Source organism: Glycocaulis albus, from assembly GCF_014639075.1.
GTDB lineage: Bacteria > Pseudomonadota > Alphaproteobacteria > Caulobacterales > Maricaulaceae > Glycocaulis > Glycocaulis albus.
Genome location: NZ_BMFS01000006.1, coordinates 153,819 through 173,060, shown reverse-complemented (window position 1 = coordinate 173,060; position 19,242 = coordinate 153,819). Strand labels below are relative to the sequence as shown.

The window sequence follows — 19,242 nt, the reverse complement described above, 5'->3', positions numbered from 1 at the left end:
AAGCCGGTTTCAGGCCGGCAGGCTAGCGCAGTGCCGGACCACCGGCATTGCTGCCCGCAGCGGCCGTACGTACCGCTCCGGAACTGTTGCACACCGCAAAATAGCTATCGATGGAATCAGCCACGGCCGTCATCAGGCGCTGGCGGTAGGCGGGCGTGTTCAGATTGCGCGAGTCGTCGGGGTTGGTCATGAACCCCATCTCGAACAGCACGGCCGGGATCTGGGAATCAAGCAGCACCCAGAAGCCCCGCTCCAGCGGTTCCCGGCGGAACAGGGGCGTGATCGAGGAGGAGGCTTCCAGAATGGAGGCCGCAAAGATCAGCGACTGGTTACGCTTTTCCTGCAGCGACATTTCGAGCAGCAGGTTGTTGACCTGCTCGGTCCGCACCGCGCTCGTCTGAAGCCATTCGCCATCCTGGCGCGCACGGTTGCGCGCCCGGTTCGTACCCGAATCCGACAGCGTATAGACCGCAGCCCCGCGCGGGCCGGTTGCGCTGTTGGGCGCTGCATCGGCATGCAGCGAGATGAACAGGTCTGCCTGTGCCCGGCGGGCCACTTGAATGCGCTCGTCAAGCTCAAGGAAAATGTCGCGGTCACGCGTCATGATCACCTCATAGCGCCCGCGCGCATTGAGAATGTCACGCAGCGCAAGACCTGCCGCCAGTGCCAGATGGGACTCCGAGACACTGCCAAAGCGCCCCGGCGCACCGGGATCGCGTCCGCCATGGCCCGGATCAATCACAATGCGGGGCCGCTCGCAGCGCGGCGGCACGTAGGACACCTGCACCCGCTCCGCGAGATATTGGGTAAGCGTGTGGTCAGCCACGTCAAAGCCGGAGCTGGCCGTCACCAGGGCGGCAGGCGCAGGCTCGATATCGATGACGATGCGATGGCCTCCATCGCCGGGGGGAAGGGTGAAACTCTCGCGCACCTGCGCACTTTCGGTCAGGTCGAAGATCAGGCGCGGCGTCTGCGCGGCCGGTTCGAAGCGGAAGCGTCCGGCAAGCCCGTGGCCCTGCCCCTGCCCGCCATCCAGACCGCCTACCGCCCAGCCTGCACCGGGAATATCGACGATCAGGCGCGGCGTCACCTCGCCCGATGCAAAGGCGCGGAACTCCATCTCGGAGCGGGTCTCGATGACAATGCGGGTATGGGTGTCATGGACACCGAAGCGCACGGCGATGATCTCGTTTGCATGGGCCAGACCGCCAGCGGCCATCGCCAGCAGCGCCGCCATGCAAGCCTTGAGGCCCGAAAGTCGCTTGATTATCGCCACCGCCATCACCCTCTGTATCGTACACCCTCATCCGGCCTGCTTGAACACAGGTCTCATACAGAGAATAACCCGCCCCGGTTTCGATTCGGTTACCAGAGCGTAACGATATTCGATGGCTAGCACGGATAAGCTTGCTTTTCATCCCGGAGTGAATGGTGCATGGTGTGCTCCGGTGTTGATAACGCTGTCAGCCAGTCCGGCATTGCCGGTGCCTGACACGCTTCACTACCTCGCCCCGCGCGGCAGGAGGTCTGGCAACGCGCCAACGGCTTTCGCAGCGGTCCAACGGGGCAGCAAAGATTTACCGGGCAGACGCCGCGGGCCGCTTATCCGGTTCTGCGCGCACGCGCCCCAGACCAGTCAAAGCGGCCTGTTCCGCGTGTTTCCCCCGCCTGCGGGGGTTGCCGGACAGGCCGACAAGGAACCTTGAACATGCGCCAGGCGCGTGCTTTCTCTTCACCCCTTTTTGAAGCGACGCCGCCCTTGCGCTCCCAACTCAGCGCCCAGCTGTCCGCCCTGGCCCTCACGGGCCGGGCGATTCGTGCTGGCGCGCGCACCGGAGCACGCCTTTATGTCCCGCAAAATGCTGATCGATGCCTCCCACCCGGAAGAAACCCGGGTGGTCATTGTGGATTCCAACCGCGTTGAGGATTTCGACTTTGAGTCGGCCTCCCGCAGCCCCATTCGCGGCAATATCTATCTCGCCCAGGTCACCCGCGTAGAACCCTCGCTTCAGGCCGCCTTCGTTGAATATGGCGGCAACAAGCATGGCTTCCTGGCCTTCAACGAGATTCATCCCGACTATTATCAGATCCCGTTCGAGGATCGTCAGGCCCTGCGCGAAGCGGAAGCCGAGCTGACCGCCGACACCGAGGGCGACAACGGCGATGACGCCGATGACGACGAGGACCTGATGGAGGAGATTGCCCGCAAGCGGCGCAATCTGCTGCGCAAATACAAGATCCAGGAAGTCATCAAGCGCCGCCAGGTCATGCTGGTGCAGGTATCCAAGGAAGAGCGCGGTAATAAAGGCGCGGCGCTCACCACCTATCTCAGCCTTGCCGGGCGCTATTGCGTGCTGATGCCCAATACCGATCGCGGGGGCGGGATTTCGCGCAAGATCACCAGCGCCACCGACCGCAAGCGCCTGAAAAGCGCTGTTCAGTCGCTGGACCTGCCACGCGGCATGGGGTTGATCATCCGCACCGCAGGCGCGGCCCGCACCAAGCTGGAGATCAAGCGCGACTACGACTATCTGATCCGCCTGTGGGAGACGATCCGCGAAACCACGCTGAAATCGGTCGCGCCGTCGCTGATCTATGAGGAAGGCAACCTCGTCAAACGCGCCATCCGTGACCTCTACGACAAGGATATCGAACACGTCCTGGTAGAAGGCGATGAAGCCTACAAGGAAGCCAAGGGCTTCATGCGCATGCTGATGCCCAGCCATGCCACCAAGGTGCAGCCCTATACCGACGACATGCCGCTTTTCCTGCGCCACGGCGTGGAAAGCCAGCTTGAGGCGATCTACTCGCCGGTCGCGCAACTCAAATCGGGTGGCTATCTGGTCATCAACCCGACAGAAGCGCTGGTCGCCATCGACGTGAACTCGGGCAAGTCGACCAAGGAACGCAATATCGAGCAGACGGCTCTGCGTACCAATCTGGAAGCCGCCGAGGAAGCGGCCCGCCAGATGCGTCTGCGCGACCTGGCCGGTCTCATCATTATCGACTTCATCGACATGGAGGACTCCAAGAACGTCCGCGCCGTCGAGAAGAAGATGAAAGACGTGCTCGCCAAGGACCGGGCCCGTATCCAGACGTCGAAAATCTCGCAATTCGGCCTGATGGAGATATCGCGCCAGCGCCGCCGCACCAGCCTGGTAGAAGGCTCGACCGAGCCTTGCCCGCACTGCAACGGTATTGGCTATCTGCGCAGCGTTGAATCCAGCGCGCTGGCCGCCGTGCGCAGCGTGGAGGAGGAAGGGCTCAAGGGCCGCGCATCGAAGATCGCGCTGCACCTGCCCAACGAGGTGGCCCTCTATCTGCTTAATGAAAAGCGCGAGTATCTGCGTGCGGTCGAACAGCGCTTCGACATGCGCGTCCTCATCGCGACCGACATCGACCTCAAGCGCGACGCGTCGCGCATTGAACGGCTTGAAACGCGTAAAGATGGCGATCGCGGCCCCTACATTCCCAAGCCGCTGACGGTCGAATCCGCTGTCCTCACGCCTGAGGATGAAGCCGATCTGCGCGCCGCAAGGGAAGAGGACGCGCAAGAAGAGGATGACGCCGCAGACGAGCGTCCGCGCGAGGAAGGCCAGGGCGACGAACGCCGGGGCCGCAAGCGCAGGCGCCGGGGTGGCCGCAATCGCGGTGACGGCGAAAGCCGCACTGACGCAGCCGGGCAGGACAGCAGCGCAGCAGATGCCGCCGAGGAAGAAAGCGCCGAGACGCAGAATGATGGCGGCCAGCCAGCACCCGCCCGCGCCGAAACCGGCGATGATGAAGGCGGGCGCAAGCGCCGCCGCCGGGGACGCCGTGGCGGCCGCGGGCGCCGCCGGCGCGGTGATGGCGAGGCGCGCAGCGACCAGGCCGCCGCATCCGGACAGGAAACCGGCGCTGACGATGCAGCCGGCAACGCCGATATTCCCGGTCTCTCGGTTATCGAGCCCGGTGACAGCGAAGCCTTCGGATCGGGCGAGGCGCCGGCTGCCCGCCCGCGCCCGTCCCGCCGCCGCAAGCAGGCCGTGACGGACACTCCGGCAGCAGCTGAAGGCGCCGCACCGGCGCCTGAGGCAACGTCCAGCGAGCCGGCGGCAGCTGAAGAGACACCCAAGCCAAAGCGGACACGCCGCAAGAAAGCCGAGGCCGCCGGCACCCAGCCGGCAGAAGAGGCCACGCAGGCTGCACCGCCCGAGGACGGCAAGGACGGCAAGGACGAAAAGCCAAAACCCAGGCGCACCCGCAAGGCAGCCGCCGGCAAGACCGCAAAGGCTGAAGATGGCGCTGCCGGTGAGGCCGCAGCACCTGCTGCCGAAACGGCTGAGGAAAAACCCGCCAAACCCGCGCGCAAGCCGCGTGCGAAGAAAGCCGAACCGGCCCCCGAAACGCCTGCCGAACCGGTAGAGACGAACGAAAACACCGGGCCGAAGCGTTCGGGCTGGTGGCAGCGCTCCGGCAAGCTGTTCGGGCTGGGCTCCTGATACGTGCAGTGTGCGGCCCGCCAGTCCAATTGCACTGACGGGCTGCACTTCTGCCATGAAAAGGCTATCGTTTGGTATCAAGCAGGGGTGGAAGCAGGATCGGAGGCCTTCTCTCCATGACGATTATTGCCCGCCTGAGAAAATGCTGTGCTTCGGCCACCGCGTTCGCCGCCAGTGCGGCGATGGCCGTGCTACCGGCCGCGCCCGCCCAGGCCCAGGGTGTCAGCCTGATCCGCGATACCGAGATCGAAGCGGTCATGCAGGCGTATACCGATCCGCTGCTCGAGGCGGCCGGCCTCAACCGCGATTCGGTGGGGCTTTATCTGATCGGACATAACGAGTTCAACGCCTTCGTGACGCGCGGTCAGAACGTGTTCATGCATACCGGCACGATCGTGATTGCCGAGACGCCCAACGAGATCAAGGCCGTCATGGCCCACGAACTCGCGCATATCGAGGGTGCGCACCTGGTGCGTTTTGGTGATGGCACGCGCGGCGCCATGGCCACCATGATTGCGACGCTGGGGCTGGGTATCGTTGCGGCCATGGCCGGCGCCGGTGCAGGCGGAGCCGCTATCATGGCCTCCGCGCCGCAATTCGCGACCCTCGACATGTTGCGCTATACCCGCACGCAGGAAGCCGCTGCGGATCAGGCAGCCATCACCTTTCTGGAGCGGACCGGCCAGTCCCCGCGCGGCCTGGTGACCACGTTCGAGCGCTTCCGCTATCAGGAAGTCATGAGCGAGGCGCGGCGGTACGAGTATTTCCGCTCCCACCCTTTGTCCTCCCAGCGCATCGATGCCATGCGGCGCCGGGTGGAAGCCTCGCCCTACCGGGACGTGGAAGACAGCCCGGAGGAGATCGCCGAACTGCGCCGGATTCAGGCCAAGATCATCGGCTTCACGGTGGCACCCGCCCAGGTCTTCCAGCGCTATCCTGAAAGCAATACCAGTATCGAAGCGCGCTATGCCCGCGCGGTCGCCTATTTCCGGCAAGGGCGTCTGGAACAGGCCCGCGAGCGGCTGGCGGAGCTGATCGAGATGGAGCCGGAGAATCCGTTTTTCCACGAGCTGGAAGGACAGATGCTCTATGAAAGCGGGCGCATCGACGATTCCGTCGCCCCGCACCGCCGGTCAGTGGAGCTGATGCCCGATGCGCCGCTTCTGCGCGTGAACCTTGCCGCTTCCCTTATCGGGACGAATGAGGACGAAGCGCTGGACGAGGCCATCTCCCATCTGCGCTTCGCACTCGCGCGCGAAAACGAGAATAGCTGGGCATGGTTCCAGCTGGCGCTCGCACATGAGGCGCGCGGCGAAACCGCCATGGCCCAGCTCGCGACAGCAGAGCGCTATTTTGCTTCCGGCAACAACATGCAGGCTTTCGTGTTTGCCAGCCGTGCCCGCGACGAGCTCGAAGGCGGTACACCGGCATGGGTGCGTGCCAGCGAGCTGATTGCCGTCGCCGAACCGACACCCCAGGAAATCCGCGAGTGGAACAGGGCCGAACGCGAACGGCGCCAGCCACTGGCAAGCCCGGTACCTTACTGACCTCCAAGGAAAACGAGATGCGCTTTCTGACCGGCCTTCTGGCCGCCTGCCTCATGGCCGCCTGCTCGCCAGCCAATGGTGATGCAGAGGAACCTGACACCGCCGCGATCGAGGCGATTGTCCACCGCTATATCGTGGAAAACCCGGAGGTAATCGAGGAGGCGCTGGTCGAACTCCAGCGCCGTGCGCGTTCGCGTGAACAGGCCCAGCTCGCCGCCGGCGCCATCCAATACCGCGATGCGCTTTTTCAGGATGCGCAAGATCCGGTCATCGGGCCCGCCGACGCAGAGCTGACGATTGTCGAGTTCTTCGATTATCGTTGTCCCTACTGCCGCCAGGCGAATGACTGGATGGCGGACGTCATGGAGCGGCATGAAGGCCGTATTCGCGTCATCTACAAGGAATTGCCCCTGCTGGGTGAAACCTCCGAGGAAGCCGCCCGCGCGGCACTGGCAGTATGGAATATCGCGCCTGAAACCTATCCCGCCTTTCATGACTCACTAATGCAGGCAGGAAACCCGATGACGCCTGAGCGGATCAACCAGATCGCCGCGGATCACGGGATTGAAACACAGGCTCTGCGCGCGGCAATGGCCGCACCGGAGATCGAGGAACATCTCGACAATGTCTACCAGCTTGCGCGCTCGGTAGGGGTCAGCGGCACGCCCTTTTTCGTGATCGGGGACGAAGTCATTCCCGGCGCCGATATCGGCCGTCTCAACCGGATCGTGGCTGCGGCGCTGGAAGGCTAGCGCGCACACATGGCCACTGGCGGAGCGGGACGCGCCGTCAGGAACCCATATTGATCCGCCCTTCGGCATCTATCGTCCAGTGGGGATTGAAGGCAATCTCCCAGGCGTGGCCGTCCGGGTCCGCGAAATAGCCTGAATACCCGCCCGAATCGGCCTTGTGCGCGGCCTTGAGAAGGCTGCCGCCGCTGGCCACGGCGTGATCGATGATCGCGTCCACCTCGGCCTCGCTGCGGGTGTTGTGGGCGAGCGCGATATGGCCATGCCCGGCATTCTCGCGTGCCATGTCGGCATCAAGATCGCGCTGGCCGAACAGGGCCAGCACCAGCCCGCCCATCGGCAGAAAGACGATCTGATCGTTCGCGAAGGCGATTTTGAACCCCATCGCTTCGTAGAAGGCCTTCGACCGGGCAAGGTCCGCCACGCCCAGCGTGACGAGGGACAGGCGCGCTTCCATCATGGGCGGGGATCCTTGTTCAGATATTCCGGAACAATCGGAACATTAACAGAACATGTCAAGGGGAGTGTCTCTCCCTTCGTCGTTCCCGCGCAGGCGGGAACCCAGAGCCAACTGGCTAAGGGCAGAGCTTCATGATCGTCTGGATTCCCGCCTGCGCGGGAATGACGAATAAATGGACGGATATATGAGAAAGCCTAAATCAGCCCCGCCAGCGGGCTGGACGGGTCGGCATAGCGCTTTTTCGCCATGCGGCCCGCCAGATAGGCTTCGCGCCCTGCGATAACGGCGTGCTTCATGGCGCTGGCCATGCGCACCGGGTCTTTGGCTTCGGCAATGGCAGTATTCATCAGCACGCCGTCACAGCCCAGCTCCATGGCGATGGCGGCATCCGACGCCGTGCCGACGCCCGCATCGACAATGACCGGCACCTTGGCCGCTTCGATTATGAGGCGGATATTGACCGGGTTCTGGATGCCGAGCCCCGAGCCGATGGGCGCGCCCAGCGGCATGATCGCGCACGCCCCGGCGTCTTCCAGCTTGCGGGCGTATACAGGGTCATCAGAGCAGTAGACCATCACATCAAACCCGTCCTTGATGAGCATCTGCGTGGCGCGCAGCGTCTCCTCCATATCCGGGTAGAGATGCTTGGGGTCTGACAGGACTTCCAGTTTCACCAGATTCCAGCCGCCGGCCTCGCGCGCCAGGCGCAGCGTGCGCACGGCGTCCTCGCCGGTAAAGCACCCGGCCGTGTTGGGCAGGAAAGTGACCTTCTTCGGGTCGATATGATCAACCAGCATGGGCTGGCTGGGATCGGACAAATTGACCCGGCGCAGCGCGACCGTGATGATCTCGGCGCCGGAGGCTTTGAGCGCCTCGGCGTTCTGGGCGTAGCTCTTATACTTGCCCGTGCCGATGATGAGGCGCGACTGGAACGTACGCCCGGCCACCGTGAAGGGGCGGTCTTCAGGCAGGGCGGGAGCGGTGTCGGGGGAGGATTTTTCGGTCATGGACGGCGTTGTAACGCGCGCCTATCCTCTCGTCACGCCCCTGTTGAAGGGGCCAGTGTCAACGGGGAACGGGGAGACACACCATGCATCCTGCCATGAAAGGCGCCAGCATCGTTCTGGCCATCGTCGGACTTCTGAACTGGGGCTATGCGGCTTACCGCACGTTCACAGGCACGCCATTTGAAGACAGCCTGCCGCTGATGATTGGCGGGCTGATCTGCTTCACCATGATTGTGGTGCTGGGCGCCGTGGGGAAAAAGAAGGGTTAGCGCCCTACCCGCCCCCCACAAACTGGACGATTTCCAGCCGGTCGCCATCGGCAATCGCGATCTCGTCATAGGCAGAGCGCGGCGCGATCTCCAGATTGCGCTCCACGGCCACTTTGCGCGGATCCAGCCCCAGATGGCTCAGCATGGCCGACAGCGACAGGCCAGCGGGCAGGTCGCGCGCCTCACCATTCAGCGTTACGCGAATGGCGGTATCAGTGGCGGCGCTGGCGGTCTTCGTCATGGCGTCCCGTTTCCCTTAAAATGCCGGTGGTCCTTGTTTATACGGCGCGAGGCGTCGTAGAAACGACATATGGCGCCGCGGTCCGGGTTTTGCACCGCCCCGGCGCACAAGCACGGACCAGCCGGGGGACAGTGTACAGGTGGCAAGGCCGCTTTTCATCCTGAACGGGCCCAATCTCAACCTGCTCGGCACACGCGAGCCGGATATATATGGCTATGCCACGCTGTCCGATATCGAGGCGGCATGCGCAGAGCATGCCCACATGCTCGGACACACCATCGATTTTCGCCAGACCAATCATGAGGGCGTGCTGATCGATGCCGTGCAGGAGGCCGGACGCGAGGCCTCCGCCCTAATCATCAACCCTGCAGGCTATGGCCATACATCTATTGCGCTGCACGACGCCTTGAAGGCGATCCCCATTCCGGCCATAGAGATACATCTGTCCCAACCGGCTGCACGCGAGGCGTTCCGCCATCACTCCTATGTTTCCAGCGCCGTTTCCGGCACAATCAGCGGGTTCGGCGCCCGCAGCTACATCCTTGGCATAGAGGCCGCCCACGCGCTGATCGCCGCGTCCGGCCCAAAGACAAAAGCATAAAGGTTCCCGACATGGCTTCCACGCCCTCCAAACCCGGTATCGACCCGAAACTCATCCGCCAGCTCGCGGACATTCTCAATGACACCGAGCTGACCGAGATCGAGGTCGCGCAAGGAGAGCTGCATATCCGCGTCGCGCGCGAACTGCCGGCGCCGGTCTACACGCAGGCCGCGCCGATGGCACCGGCCACAGCCGCTGCACCTGCTGCTCCGCCCGCGCCTGTGGCAGCTGCTCCCTCTGCCGATCCGGCCCCGGCAGCAGCCAAGGCCGCCAACGCCGTGAACTCGCCCATGGTCGGCACGGTCTATCTGCGCCCCAACCCGGATGCCGACAATTTCGTCAAACCCGGCCAGAGCGTGAAGGAAGGCGACACCATCCTGCTGATCGAGGCGATGAAGACCTTCAACCCGATCACCGCGCCACGCTCGGGCAAGATCGGTGAATTGCTGGTCAGCGATGCCCAGCCTGTCGAATACGGCGAGCCGCTCTTCACACTTATCTAGGAGCGGGCCCATGTTTGAGAAAATCCTGATCGCGAACCGGGGCGAGATCGCCCTGCGCGTGCACCGGGCCTGCCAGGAAATGGGCATCCGCACCGTGGCGGTCCATTCCGAGGCCGATTCAGAAGCCATGCACGTCAAGCTGGCTGATGAGAGCGTGTGCCTGGGCCCGCCCCCGGCGGCGCGCTCCTATCTGCATATTCCGGCCATCATCGCCGCCGCCGAGATCACCGGCGCGCAGGCCATCCACCCCGGCTACGGCTTCCTGTCGGAAAACGCCCGCTTTGCCGAGATCGTGGAGGCTCATGGCCTGACCTTTATCGGGCCTCGGCCTGAAACCATCCGCCTGATGGGCGACAAGATCACCGCCAAGAAAGCCGCGGTCGAGGCGGGAATCCCTGTCGTCCCCGGCTCGGCCGGCGCGATCTCCGACATGGCAGAAGCGCGCAAAGTCGCCAAGGAAGTCGGCTTCCCGGTCCTCATCAAGGCAGCTGCCGGTGGCGGCGGGCGCGGCATGAAGGTGGCCGAGACCGAAGACAAGCTGGAAAGCGCGCTGCAGACCGCCTCCACCGAGGCACAGGCCGCCTTTGGCGATGGCGCGGTCTATATCGAGCGCTATCTCGGCAAGCCGCGCCATATCGAGATCCAGGTGATGGCCGATGAGCACGGCAATGTGCTGCATCTGGCCGAGCGGGACTGCTCGCTGCAGCGCCGCCACCAGAAAATCCTTGAGGAAGCCCCTTCGGTGGCCCTCACCCCTGAAGAGCGCTCACGCATCGGCGAGATCGTACGCAAAGCCGTCTCCACGATCGGCTATCGCGGCGCCGGCACGGTGGAATTCCTCTACGAGAATGGCGAGTTCTTCTTCATCGAGATGAATACCCGCCTGCAGGTGGAGCACCCCGTTACCGAGCTCATCACCGGCATCGATCTGGTGCGCGAGCAGATCCGTGTGGCCGCGGGCGAGAAGCTGGAACTCAGTCAGGACGACATCAAGGTCAATGGCTGGTCTATCGAATGCCGTATCAATGCGGAAAACCCGTACACCTTTACGCCTTCGCCGGGGAAGGTAACGGAATTCCATGCCCCCGGCGGTCCCGGCGTGCGCCTCGATTCCGGTCTGTATGCCGGCTATTCCATCCCGCCCTATTATGACAGCCTGATCGGCAAGCTGATCGTGCATGGGCGCGACCGGCATGAGGCGATCATGCGGTTGAAACGGGCACTCAAGGAAATGGTCATCGGCGGCATCGAAACCACCATCCCGCTCCATCTCGATCTGCTGGAAGAACCGGACTTCATCAGCGGTGATTATCATATCCGCTGGCTCGAAAGCTGGCTGGCCGAGCGCAACGCGAAGGCTTGAGCCTTGCGAGGCTTCGGCGCCAAAGAGCTGCTGGAATGCTATGCGCGCGGCGTCTTCCCGATGGCCGAAGACCGGGACGATCCGCGCGTCTTCCTGCTCGATCCTGACGAGCGCGGCGTCATTGCACTGGACCAGTTTCATATCCCGCGCAGCCTGGCCAAAACGGTACGCAAGGACCGTTTCCACGTCACCGTGAACCGGTGTTTTCCGATAGTGGTCGACCATTGCGCCGCGCCGGCACGGGGCCGGGAAAACACCTGGATCAATGATCCGATCCGCAATCTCTATGGCGAGCTGCACGAGCGCGGCCATGCCCATTCGCTGGAGTGCTGGCATGAGGGCGAGCTGGTAGGCGGTCTTTACGGCGTCAGCCTGGGCGGTGCCTTCTTTGGCGAGAGCATGTTCTCGCGGCAGACCGATGCGTCAAAGGTGGCGCTTGTCCACCTCGTCGCGCGGCTGAAAACGGGCGGCTACACCCTGCTGGATACCCAGTTCATTACCGATCATCTGCAGCGCTTTGGCGCACAGACGATCACCCGCAATGCCTATCACCGGCTCTTGCGCGCCGCGCTGAAGGAAGACGGCCGGTTCTTTGCGATGCCCGAAGGGCTGAGCGGACGTCAGCTCCTGCAGTCAATCACCCAGACATCATAGACCGGATGATCGAGGGCGTTGAGCGCGGGGTTGGAAGCAAACATCCACCCCGAAAACAGGCGCTCGCCCTCATCGCCCGCGCCGAACCCGTCCGTGCGCTGGTCATCGATTTCCATGAAGACGAAGACTTCCGGCGGCTCCTCGGGCGGGCGGCGGCGGCAATAGCGCACGGTGATGTCCAGCGCGCCGAACGTGTAGGTATCGCCGACATTGACCTCGAAATCGCGCGTGCGCGCCGTCACCTTGTCGAGCCCGCGCAGCACCGCAATCGTGCCGGGACGCGAGCTGAGCTCTCCGGGCCGCTGCGTGCGCCGCTGCTGCTCCTGCTGGACCAGCGGCTCGGCGGTCTGGGGCTCTTCGACACCCTCTTCCCAGTCCTCGAACGAGCCGGGCTCGTCACCCTCCTGGGCGAAGGCGGCAGAAGCGAGGATCAGGCTGGCGACTGCAAATGCGCAGACGGGCAAAAGGCGGGTCAGCAATGTCATCGGTGAAATACTCCCTCGCCCCATACTCACCAGCGCAATGCGGCAGCACAAGGGCGATTTTCCAGGGCCGGCAGCGCCCTAGTTGCCGCCACCGCCGCCGGACACGAAACCGCCGATCAGCTCGAACAGATCGACCGCGCCTTGCGTGAACATGATCTCCCCGCCCTCGGCGATCATCTCCTCGTCGCCGCCCGCCTCGATCTCCACATAGGCCCCGCCCAGCAGGCCGGAGGCCGTGATCTTGGCGGTGGAATCAGACGGCAGCATCACATCGCGGCGCAGGCGCAAGGTGACTTGCGCAAAATAGGTCTGCGTGTCGAGATCAATCGCCGTCACCGAGCCAACCGGCACGCCGGATACGCGCACTTCGGCGCCGCGTGTCAGTGCACCGATTTCGGAGAAGCGTGCATTGACCTCATACCCGCCCGAAGACGGGTCAGAATCCAGACGCCCTTGTGCGAACACGAGGAAAACCACCGCGACAACCAGCACGATCACGCCAACCAGTGTTTCGAGAACCGCTCCGCCGCGCATGGTTTACCTAGCCTTCCGGGTTCCAGCTTTCATAATCCGCCGTCGACCGCGCACGCGGACGTGGATCGGCCAGCGAGCCGGCCGGGCGGTAGGCATAGACCGTGCCGGTCATATTCGGCTTGTGATCGAGCTCCCATTCGCGGCGCGGCAGGGGCGCATCGACGGGGGCTTCGGCAAAGGTGTGGTGCAGCCAGCCATGCCAGTCTGCCGGCACGCGCGAGGCATCGGCATAGCCGTTATAGATCACCCAGCGGCGCGGCACGCCATCGGCGCCCGAACCGCTCTTGCGTTCCTGATAATAGCGATTGCCGTAATCATCCTCGCCGACGAGCTTGCCGCCACGGCGAATTGTCCACAGCGCGCCCAGCGTCGCGCCATTCCACCAGGCAAACAGTCGTCCAATGAAGTCGAGCATGGCAGGTCCGCCCCTCGCGAAACATCAAATCAGGTGTGACGGTATATGCCTATCAAGCGCGTCTGCGTCCAGTGCGGCGGGCTGCATCCTCAGGCCGTGCGCAGGATTTTCTCCATCACCTTGCCGCGCGCCAGCTCGTCCACCAGCTTGTCGAGATAGCGGATCTCACGCATCAGCGGATGCTCCACCTCCTCTACGCGCACGCCGCAGACCACGCCCTTGATCAGCTCACGCGCCGGATTCATCGCCGGGGCCTTGGCAAAGAAGGTCTCAAAATCGGTCTTGTTTTCCAGCACACTCTCCAGCCCCGCCGCGTCATAGCCGGTGAGCCAGAAGATAATCTGGTCAACCTCCGCTTTCGTGCGGCCCTTGCGCTCCGCCTTGTTGACGTAGTGGGGATACACGCTCGCAAAGCTGGTGGTGAATATCCGGTGGTTTTCCATGCGGCGAGCTTCCTGTCAGGCTGCCCTGAAACTACCTCACCCCTCTTGACGTGCACAACCCACCCCATCCTTCGACTCACCGGCCCTCGCGGCGGTATCATTTGCAATGAGTGATTCGCGTCCGCTGCCCTGATGCATTCCAAGGGGCGGCGAGAAGGCCCGCCGCCCACAGGGCGGCAAGAAGGGAAGTGTCCGCGCCATGACGATCCAACGCCGCCTGACCAAAGAAGGTGCCGATCCGCTGGCGGGGCTGGACTTTGCCGAGCATCTGGCGGGCAATGCCGACCCGGACGCGCTCACCCCCCATGCGGTGAAGATCAGCGCGCCCGCAGACTGGCCTGACAGCGCCGTCACGGCACTGGGCCTGCTCACCGGGGCGGATGTTTCGGGCGGCACGCTGGACGGGCGCAAGGCGCTGGAAAGCACCGCCGCCTCGCTGGCCGCTCTGGCGGGCGTGAAGCCGGACAGTATCGAGACGGCAGAAATCCTGGCCAGCCTTGCCGCGCGCGAAGCCTGCCCGGCCCCGCACCTGTGGCGCGGCGAGGCAGAGGCCGACATGCCGCTGGAAACGCTGGCCAGCGGCCCGTTCGAAGCAGGTGCGCTTATCAGCATGATCAACACCACCGCCATGGCGGGAGCCGCCAGCGATGTCGGCGCGCGTATCGTGCGCGACCGGCTGGAGGCGGTGGCGCTCGCCTGCATCAACTGCGATGGCAGCGAGGGCGAGTGCTTTGACCCGCGGCATAACCGCGCCCTTGCCCGCTCTGTGCGCGCCGCGCGGCGCGACGGTGTGCCGGACGCGATGATCGAGCGCGCGATTGCAAGAGCCCGCCAGGGGCTGGACACGATCGAGGATGGCGCAGGCTTCGTGCCCGACATGCCGGTCAATCCGGTGATCGAGATTGGCGCGAACCTGTTGACCGATACCGATCAGGGCGCGCGCGCTTTCTTGCGTGATCTCGCCGCGACGATCTGGACCCACGGCCAGCCCGCCTTGCGCTTTGACGATGCGGTTCTGCCCGAACCGGCCGTCGTGCTGGACCTGTCCGCCTTTGCAGGCGACGACACCGCGCTGGAACACGCTGCGGCGCTGTGGGGGCTGGTGGCCCACAAGGCCGAAGGCAGCCTGCTGCTGGCGGGCCTTGGCGCATGTCTGGCGCTTGAAAACCTCGCCTATGACAGCGATGAGGGCCGCGCCCGCGCCGCTGCGCTGGCGAACCTCGTTCGCAAAGCCAGCGCCGCTCCGGTCATCGCCGGGCCCGTGCCGGCCGAGATCGCGGGCTATCTGGCGCTCGCCACACACGGGATCGACCCGGCAGGCCTTGCCAGCAACTCGCCCGCCGCGCGGGGCTTTGCGCAAACCCTGCTGGCGGGGCTGGACGCCGACACGACGAAGGCCGCCCTCGCCCACGCCTTTGGCGCAGGCACGCTGTCGGGCCTCAACCCGGCCTGGCTCGGCGCGCTGAAAGAGGCAGGGCTGGACGATACCGCCCTGGCCCGCATCGAGACGATGATCGCCGACGGCGCGCCGGTGCGTCACGCCTTCAACCGCTGGACGGTGGGCGACGAGATCGCCCAGCGTTGCGGGCTGAGCCCGGAGCGGCTGGAGCAGGCCGGTACGCGCCTGCTGGAGGCGTTCGGCGTCTCCGCGCTGGAAATCGAGGCGGCAGAGCGCTGGGTGCATGGCACGGGCGAGCTGCACACCTGTGAGGCCCTGCCAGAGGCGTTTAGAGCGGCGCTGGCGCCCGTGACTCCCGAGGCCCGCCTTGCCATGGCAGCGGCGCTGGAGAGCGCTCTGGAAGCGCCTGCAGGGCTTGATCTGGTCCTGCCCGGTCACGCCACGATTGACGATGTGTCCGCGCTCATCCTGTCGGCGGCGCGTGAGGGCCTTAAAGCCATCCGCATCCGCCGCGAAGGCGAGGCGCTCTACGATCTGCTGGCCACGATCGAGTTTGACAGCGCCGACCGGGGCGAACGCCCGGTCTTCACCGAAGAGCGCATTGTCGAGCGCGTGGTGGAACGGCCCGTGGAGCGCGCGGCCAGCCGACGCAAGCTGCCCGACCGCCGCAAAGGCTACATCCAGAAGTCCACTGTGGGTGGCCACAAGGTCTATCTGCACACCGGCGAGTTTGAAGATGGCGAGCTCGGCGAGATTTTTATCGACATGCACAAGGAGGGCGCAGCCTTCCGCTCGCTGATGAACAATTTCGCCATTTCCATCTCCATCGGCCTGCAATACGGCGTGCCGCTGGAAGAATATGTCGATGCCTATGTGTTCACGCGTTTTGAACCCGCCGGGCCGGTGGAAGGCAACGACTCCATCAAGCACGCGACCTCGATCCTGGACTATCTCTTCCGCGAGCTCGGCGTCTCCTATCTGGGCCGCGAGGACCTGGCCCAGACCGATGCGCGCAAATCCGATCCGGGCGGCATTGGTACAGGCGTAGCCAATGAGAAGGTCATCACCGGCGAGGAAGCCTCGCGCCTGATCTCCAAGGGCTTTTCGCGCGGGCAGCTGCCCGACAATGTGGTGATGCTGGGCAGCCAACCGCGCAAACCCAACCCCACACCCGCCAGCGGATCAGGGCGCAAGGGCGATGCCTCGCCCGCCACGCGGCCAGAACCGGTCTATTCGGGCGAACCCTGCCCCAAATGCGGGCATTTCACGCTCGTTGAAGCGGGTACCGAACTCAGTTGCGAGGCCTGCGATTGGCAGGGTGCGCTGCCGGAGGGGTGAGGGGCGCTATGCGGTGAGGCGTTGTCCTCCCCCGTGAACGGGGGAGGTGTCAGCGCAGCTGACGGAGGGGGGAGCTTGTTTTGAGTTACCCCCCCTCGCCGCTTCGCGGCACTCCCCCCGCAGGCGGGGGGAGACACCGATGCGCCGTACCGCTTGAGACAATCGGGAATCATCGCGTTTCCCCGACGAAAGTCGGGGTCCAGAAAGACTGGGCACCGGCCTCAAGCCGGTGAAACGCAGAGGAAGGGTAAGGCGCGCCCTCGTCCTTCGAGACGGCTTCTAACGAAGCCCCTCAGGATGAGGGCTTGTGATGCTTTTCCCTCATCCTGAGGGTGAGCGAAACGAACGTCTCGAAGGACGAGGGGAAAAGGAATCTCAAACCGGCAGCTCGGTCGTGTTTTTGATCGCTTCCATGGCAAAACTGGCGCTGACATCCGACAGCGGCGCGATGGCGATGAGCTTTTTATAGAAGGCGTCGTAGTCGGCGATCTCCGGCAGGGCGATCTTGATGAGGTAATCCACTTCTCCGCTCATCCGGTAGAACTCGATGACTTCCGGCAGACGGGCCACCCCCTTCGAGAAGCGCTCCAGCCAGTCTGCATCATGGCGGCTGGTTTTCACGAAGATGAAAAGCGTGGCGCGAAGGCCCAGCCCTTCCTGATCGATCAGCGCGACACGGCCCCGGATCAGCCCCGCCTCCTCCATGCGCTTGATGCGCCGGTTGACCGGCGTGGCGCTGAGGCCCACCGCATCGGCCAGCTCCTGCACGGTCTGATCGGCATTGGCCTGCAAAAGGCGCAATATCTTCCGGTCGTGGTCGTCAAGCTGCATGAGCGCGCCCTTTCATGGTGATTATCACCACTATACGCGCTGTTACGCGATGAAATAAGTCAAAACCACTCCCCAAAGCATGGTTTCCTGACCACCACAGGAGGGATCATGGCTGCAACAGACATTTCCGGCACTCAGGCAGTGGACGCGCTGCGCGAAGGGCTGACCGCCCGGCATGGCATGATCCGCACGCCGTTCGGGGAGCGCACGCTTGTCTATGCAGACTATACCGCCTCCGGCCGCCCGCACCGCGCGGTGGAAGACCAGATCAATGCGCTCCATGCACTCCTCGCCAATCCGCATACCGAAGACAGCGCCACCGGCCGTGCCTCCAATGCCTGGCTGAAACAGGCCGAGGCCACCATCAGGCGCGCGGTGAACGCCTCTGAAGACGACGCCCTCATCCCCTGCGGCACAGGCGCCACCGCCGCCATCCACAAGCTGCAGGAAATTCTGGGCATTGCCTGCCCGCCCGCCAGCCTTGCCCGCATGGGCGATGCGGTCAGCGCCGCTCTGGGGCCAGAAGCCAAAGCGGCTCTGGAAGCCCATCTGGCGGCCACGCGTCCGGTCGTGTTTGTCGGGCCGTACGAGCACCATTCCAACGAGCTGAGCTGGCGCGAAAGCATGGCCGAAGTGGTGCGGGTAAAGCTCTGCCCCGATGGCGGGATAGACTATGCGGCGCTGGAAACCCTGCTTAAAGCGCCGCAATGGCGGGGCCGGGCGCGCATAGGCGCGTTCTCGGCGGCCTCCAACGTCACCGGCATCATCACAGATGTGCGCCGCCTGGCAAAGCTGCTGCACGCGCATGACGCCATTCTGGCGCTCGATTGCGCGGCGTCGGCCCCCTACACGGCCATCGATATGCACCCCGCAGATGACCCCGATGCCGCGATCGATGCGGTGTCCTTCTCGCCGCACAAATTTGTCGGCGGGCCGGGATCGTGCGGCGTTCTGGTGTTCAACAAGGCCCTCTATCGCAATGACCTGCCCCCCACCTGCTGCGCGGGCGGCACGGTGCGCTATGTCTGGGATGGCGGGCATGACTTCCTGGACGATGTGGAAGCGCGCGAGAAGGCCGGCACGCCGGGCCTGCCCCAGCTGGTGCGCGCCGCTTTGGCGCTGGAGCTGCGCGATGCACTCGGACTGGAGCGCCTGCACGCAATCGAACAGGACTATCTGGAGCGCGCTTTCGCGGCGTGGCAGACCTGTCCGGGCGTGGAAATTCTCGGGCCGAAAGACCCGGCCCGGCGGCTCGCCATCGTGTCATTCAACGTGCGTGATCCGCGCGGCGGCTGGCTGCACCCGCGCTTCGTGACGACGCTTTTGAGTGATCTGTTCGGCATTCAGGCGCGTGCGGGCTGTGCCTGCGCCGGGCCGTACGCCCACGATCTTCTGGGGCTGGACCAGGATGAGGCACTGGCCTATCGCGACGCCGTGCTGTCCGGCCATGCGGGCCTGAGGCCGGGCTGGAGCCGGGTCAGCCTGCATTGGGCGATGGACGAGGCGGAGATTGACTATCTCATCAACGCCATCGCCTTTCTGTCGGCTGAGGGCTGGAAATTCCTCGATCTCTACCGCTTCGACGTGACCACCGGCGCGTGGAGCTGGCGCGGGGCGGCACGCATGGATGCACGCGAGGCGCTCTGCGGCGAACGCTCTAAAGACCGCGGCGCGCTGTTTGCCGCCCTGCTGGACGAAGCACGGGCGCGCGCTTGCGCCCTCTCACCCTGCCCGGATGCCCGGCCCAGACTGCCTGAGCCGGTGGAGCACTTGCGCCAGTTTTCCCTTCCGGTGGAGTAGATTCTGGGTCTCTCTCCGTCTGTCATCACCCGCGCATGCGGGTGACCCATGCCTGCAAAGCACGATCCGGCGGAACCTCTCGGGCATGGGTGGCCCGGATAAACCGGGCCATGACAATGATG

The 19,242-nt window shown here is 64.4% G+C and carries 18 protein-coding genes and 1 pseudogene; 10 read left to right on the top strand and 9 right to left on the bottom strand.

All coding sequences use genetic code 11. The features are described from left to right. Positions 1 to 22: 22 nt before the first annotated feature. Entirely contained in the window at positions 23 to 1,282 is a 1,260-nt protein-coding gene (locus IEV75_RS08230) for an N-acetylmuramoyl-L-alanine amidase (protein ID WP_188452077.1), read from the bottom strand. 565 nt (positions 1,283 to 1,847) lie between these two features. Here IEV75_RS08230 and IEV75_RS08225 point away from each other — a divergent pair. The 3 genes from IEV75_RS08225 to IEV75_RS08215 all read left to right on the top strand — a co-directional run bounded on the left by IEV75_RS08225 (position 1,848) and on the right by IEV75_RS08215 (position 6,780). After that, the gene (locus IEV75_RS08225; protein WP_188452076.1) at positions 1,848 to 4,481 is read left to right on the top strand and encodes an Rne/Rng family ribonuclease; all 2,634 of its coding nucleotides are present in this window, start codon (positions 1,848 to 1,850) and stop codon (positions 4,479 to 4,481) included. 116 nt (positions 4,482 to 4,597) lie between these two features. Further along, on the top strand, positions 4,598 to 6,028 hold the full coding sequence (locus IEV75_RS08220; protein WP_188452075.1) for a M48 family metalloprotease: 1,431 nt from the start codon (positions 4,598 to 4,600) through the stop codon (positions 6,026 to 6,028). A gap of 17 nt (positions 6,029 to 6,045) precedes the next feature. Continuing rightward, the gene (locus IEV75_RS08215; RefSeq protein ID WP_188452074.1) at positions 6,046 to 6,780 is read left to right on the top strand and encodes a DsbA family protein; all 735 of its coding nucleotides are present in this window, start codon (positions 6,046 to 6,048) and stop codon (positions 6,778 to 6,780) included. A gap of 37 nt (positions 6,781 to 6,817) precedes the next feature. Here IEV75_RS08215 and IEV75_RS08210 read toward each other — a convergent pair whose 3' ends face one another. Next, complete coding sequence (locus tag IEV75_RS08210) at positions 6,818 to 7,237, bottom strand: VOC family protein (protein WP_233351799.1); 420 nt, start codon at positions 7,235 to 7,237, stop codon at positions 6,818 to 6,820. Positions 7,238 to 7,431: 194 nt separating this feature from the next. Continuing rightward, positions 7,432 to 8,244, bottom strand: a complete 813-nt coding sequence (locus tag IEV75_RS08205; RefSeq protein ID WP_188452073.1) for a thiazole synthase — start codon at positions 8,242 to 8,244, stop codon at positions 7,432 to 7,434. A 95-nt stretch (positions 8,245 to 8,339) separates the two neighbouring features. On the opposite strand from IEV75_RS08205, the gene IEV75_RS08200 reads away from it, so the two are divergent. After that, on the top strand, positions 8,340 to 8,513 hold the full coding sequence (locus IEV75_RS08200) for a hypothetical protein (RefSeq protein WP_188452072.1): 174 nt from the start codon (positions 8,340 to 8,342) through the stop codon (positions 8,511 to 8,513). Between the two features lie 4 nt (positions 8,514 to 8,517). Here IEV75_RS08200 and thiS read toward each other — a convergent pair whose 3' ends face one another. Next, on the bottom strand, positions 8,518 to 8,754 hold the full coding sequence (gene thiS / locus IEV75_RS08195) for a sulfur carrier protein ThiS (RefSeq protein ID WP_267905771.1): 237 nt from the start codon (positions 8,752 to 8,754) through the stop codon (positions 8,518 to 8,520). 139 nt (positions 8,755 to 8,893) lie between these two features. On the opposite strand from thiS, the gene IEV75_RS08190 reads away from it, so the two are divergent. From IEV75_RS08190 to aat, 4 genes are read left to right on the top strand one after another with little or no spacing between them, the layout of a single operon-like run. Continuing rightward, the gene (locus IEV75_RS08190) at positions 8,894 to 9,355 is read left to right on the top strand and encodes a type II 3-dehydroquinate dehydratase (RefSeq protein WP_188452071.1); all 462 of its coding nucleotides are present in this window, start codon (positions 8,894 to 8,896) and stop codon (positions 9,353 to 9,355) included. Positions 9,356 to 9,366: 11 nt separating this feature from the next. Next, positions 9,367 to 9,858 (top strand): acetyl-CoA carboxylase biotin carboxyl carrier protein, encoded by a 492-nt coding sequence (accB, locus tag IEV75_RS08185; RefSeq protein ID WP_188452070.1) that lies wholly within the window; start codon positions 9,367 to 9,369, stop codon positions 9,856 to 9,858. Positions 9,859 to 9,868: 10 nt separating this feature from the next. After that, positions 9,869 to 11,221 (top strand): acetyl-CoA carboxylase biotin carboxylase subunit, encoded by a 1,353-nt coding sequence (accC, locus tag IEV75_RS08180; protein WP_188452069.1) that lies wholly within the window; start codon positions 9,869 to 9,871, stop codon positions 11,219 to 11,221. A 60-nt stretch (positions 11,222 to 11,281) separates the two neighbouring features. Further along, positions 11,282 to 11,875, top strand: coding sequence for a leucyl/phenylalanyl-tRNA--protein transferase (gene aat, locus IEV75_RS08175; RefSeq protein ID WP_373290521.1), 594 nt, complete (start codon positions 11,282 to 11,284; stop codon positions 11,873 to 11,875). On the opposite strand, the gene IEV75_RS08170 is transcribed toward aat, so the two are convergent. From IEV75_RS08170 to IEV75_RS08155, 4 genes are all read right to left on the bottom strand, one after another. After that, positions 11,842 to 12,360 carry a DUF2155 domain-containing protein gene (locus IEV75_RS08170; RefSeq protein WP_188452067.1) on the bottom strand — a complete coding sequence of 173 codons (519 nt, stop codon included), beginning with the start codon at positions 12,358 to 12,360 and terminating at the stop codon, positions 11,842 to 11,844. The genes aat and IEV75_RS08170 overlap by 34 nt on opposite strands. 78 nt (positions 12,361 to 12,438) lie before the next feature. Further along, complete coding sequence (mlaD, locus tag IEV75_RS08165) at positions 12,439 to 12,894, bottom strand: outer membrane lipid asymmetry maintenance protein MlaD (RefSeq protein ID WP_188452066.1); 456 nt, start codon at positions 12,892 to 12,894, stop codon at positions 12,439 to 12,441. A 7-nt stretch (positions 12,895 to 12,901) separates the two neighbouring features. Then, positions 12,902 to 13,309: an NADH:ubiquinone oxidoreductase subunit NDUFA12 gene (locus IEV75_RS08160; RefSeq protein ID WP_188452065.1), complete on the bottom strand. Its 408-nt coding sequence runs from the start codon at positions 13,307 to 13,309 to the stop codon at positions 12,902 to 12,904. 89 nt (positions 13,310 to 13,398) lie between these two features. Next, positions 13,399 to 13,752 (bottom strand): DUF2200 domain-containing protein, encoded by a 354-nt coding sequence (locus tag IEV75_RS08155; protein WP_188452064.1) that lies wholly within the window; start codon positions 13,750 to 13,752, stop codon positions 13,399 to 13,401. Between the two features lie 1,999 nt (positions 13,753 to 15,751). Between IEV75_RS08155 and IEV75_RS14080 the strand changes: the two are divergent. After that, positions 15,752 to 16,489 (top strand): annotated as a pseudogene (locus tag IEV75_RS14080) (TSCPD domain-containing protein); the annotation flags it as partial. A gap of 375 nt (positions 16,490 to 16,864) precedes the next feature. Here the strand turns inward: IEV75_RS14080 and IEV75_RS08145 are convergent. Then, on the bottom strand, positions 16,865 to 17,320 hold the full coding sequence (locus IEV75_RS08145; protein ID WP_188452062.1) for an Lrp/AsnC family transcriptional regulator: 456 nt from the start codon (positions 17,318 to 17,320) through the stop codon (positions 16,865 to 16,867). Positions 17,321 to 17,428: 108 nt separating this feature from the next. On the opposite strand from IEV75_RS08145, the gene IEV75_RS08140 reads away from it, so the two are divergent. After that, a complete protein-coding gene (locus IEV75_RS08140; RefSeq protein WP_188452061.1) occupies positions 17,429 to 19,120 on the top strand; it encodes an aminotransferase class V-fold PLP-dependent enzyme in 1,692 nt (563 codons plus the stop codon). Positions 19,121 to 19,242 lie beyond the last annotated feature (122 nt).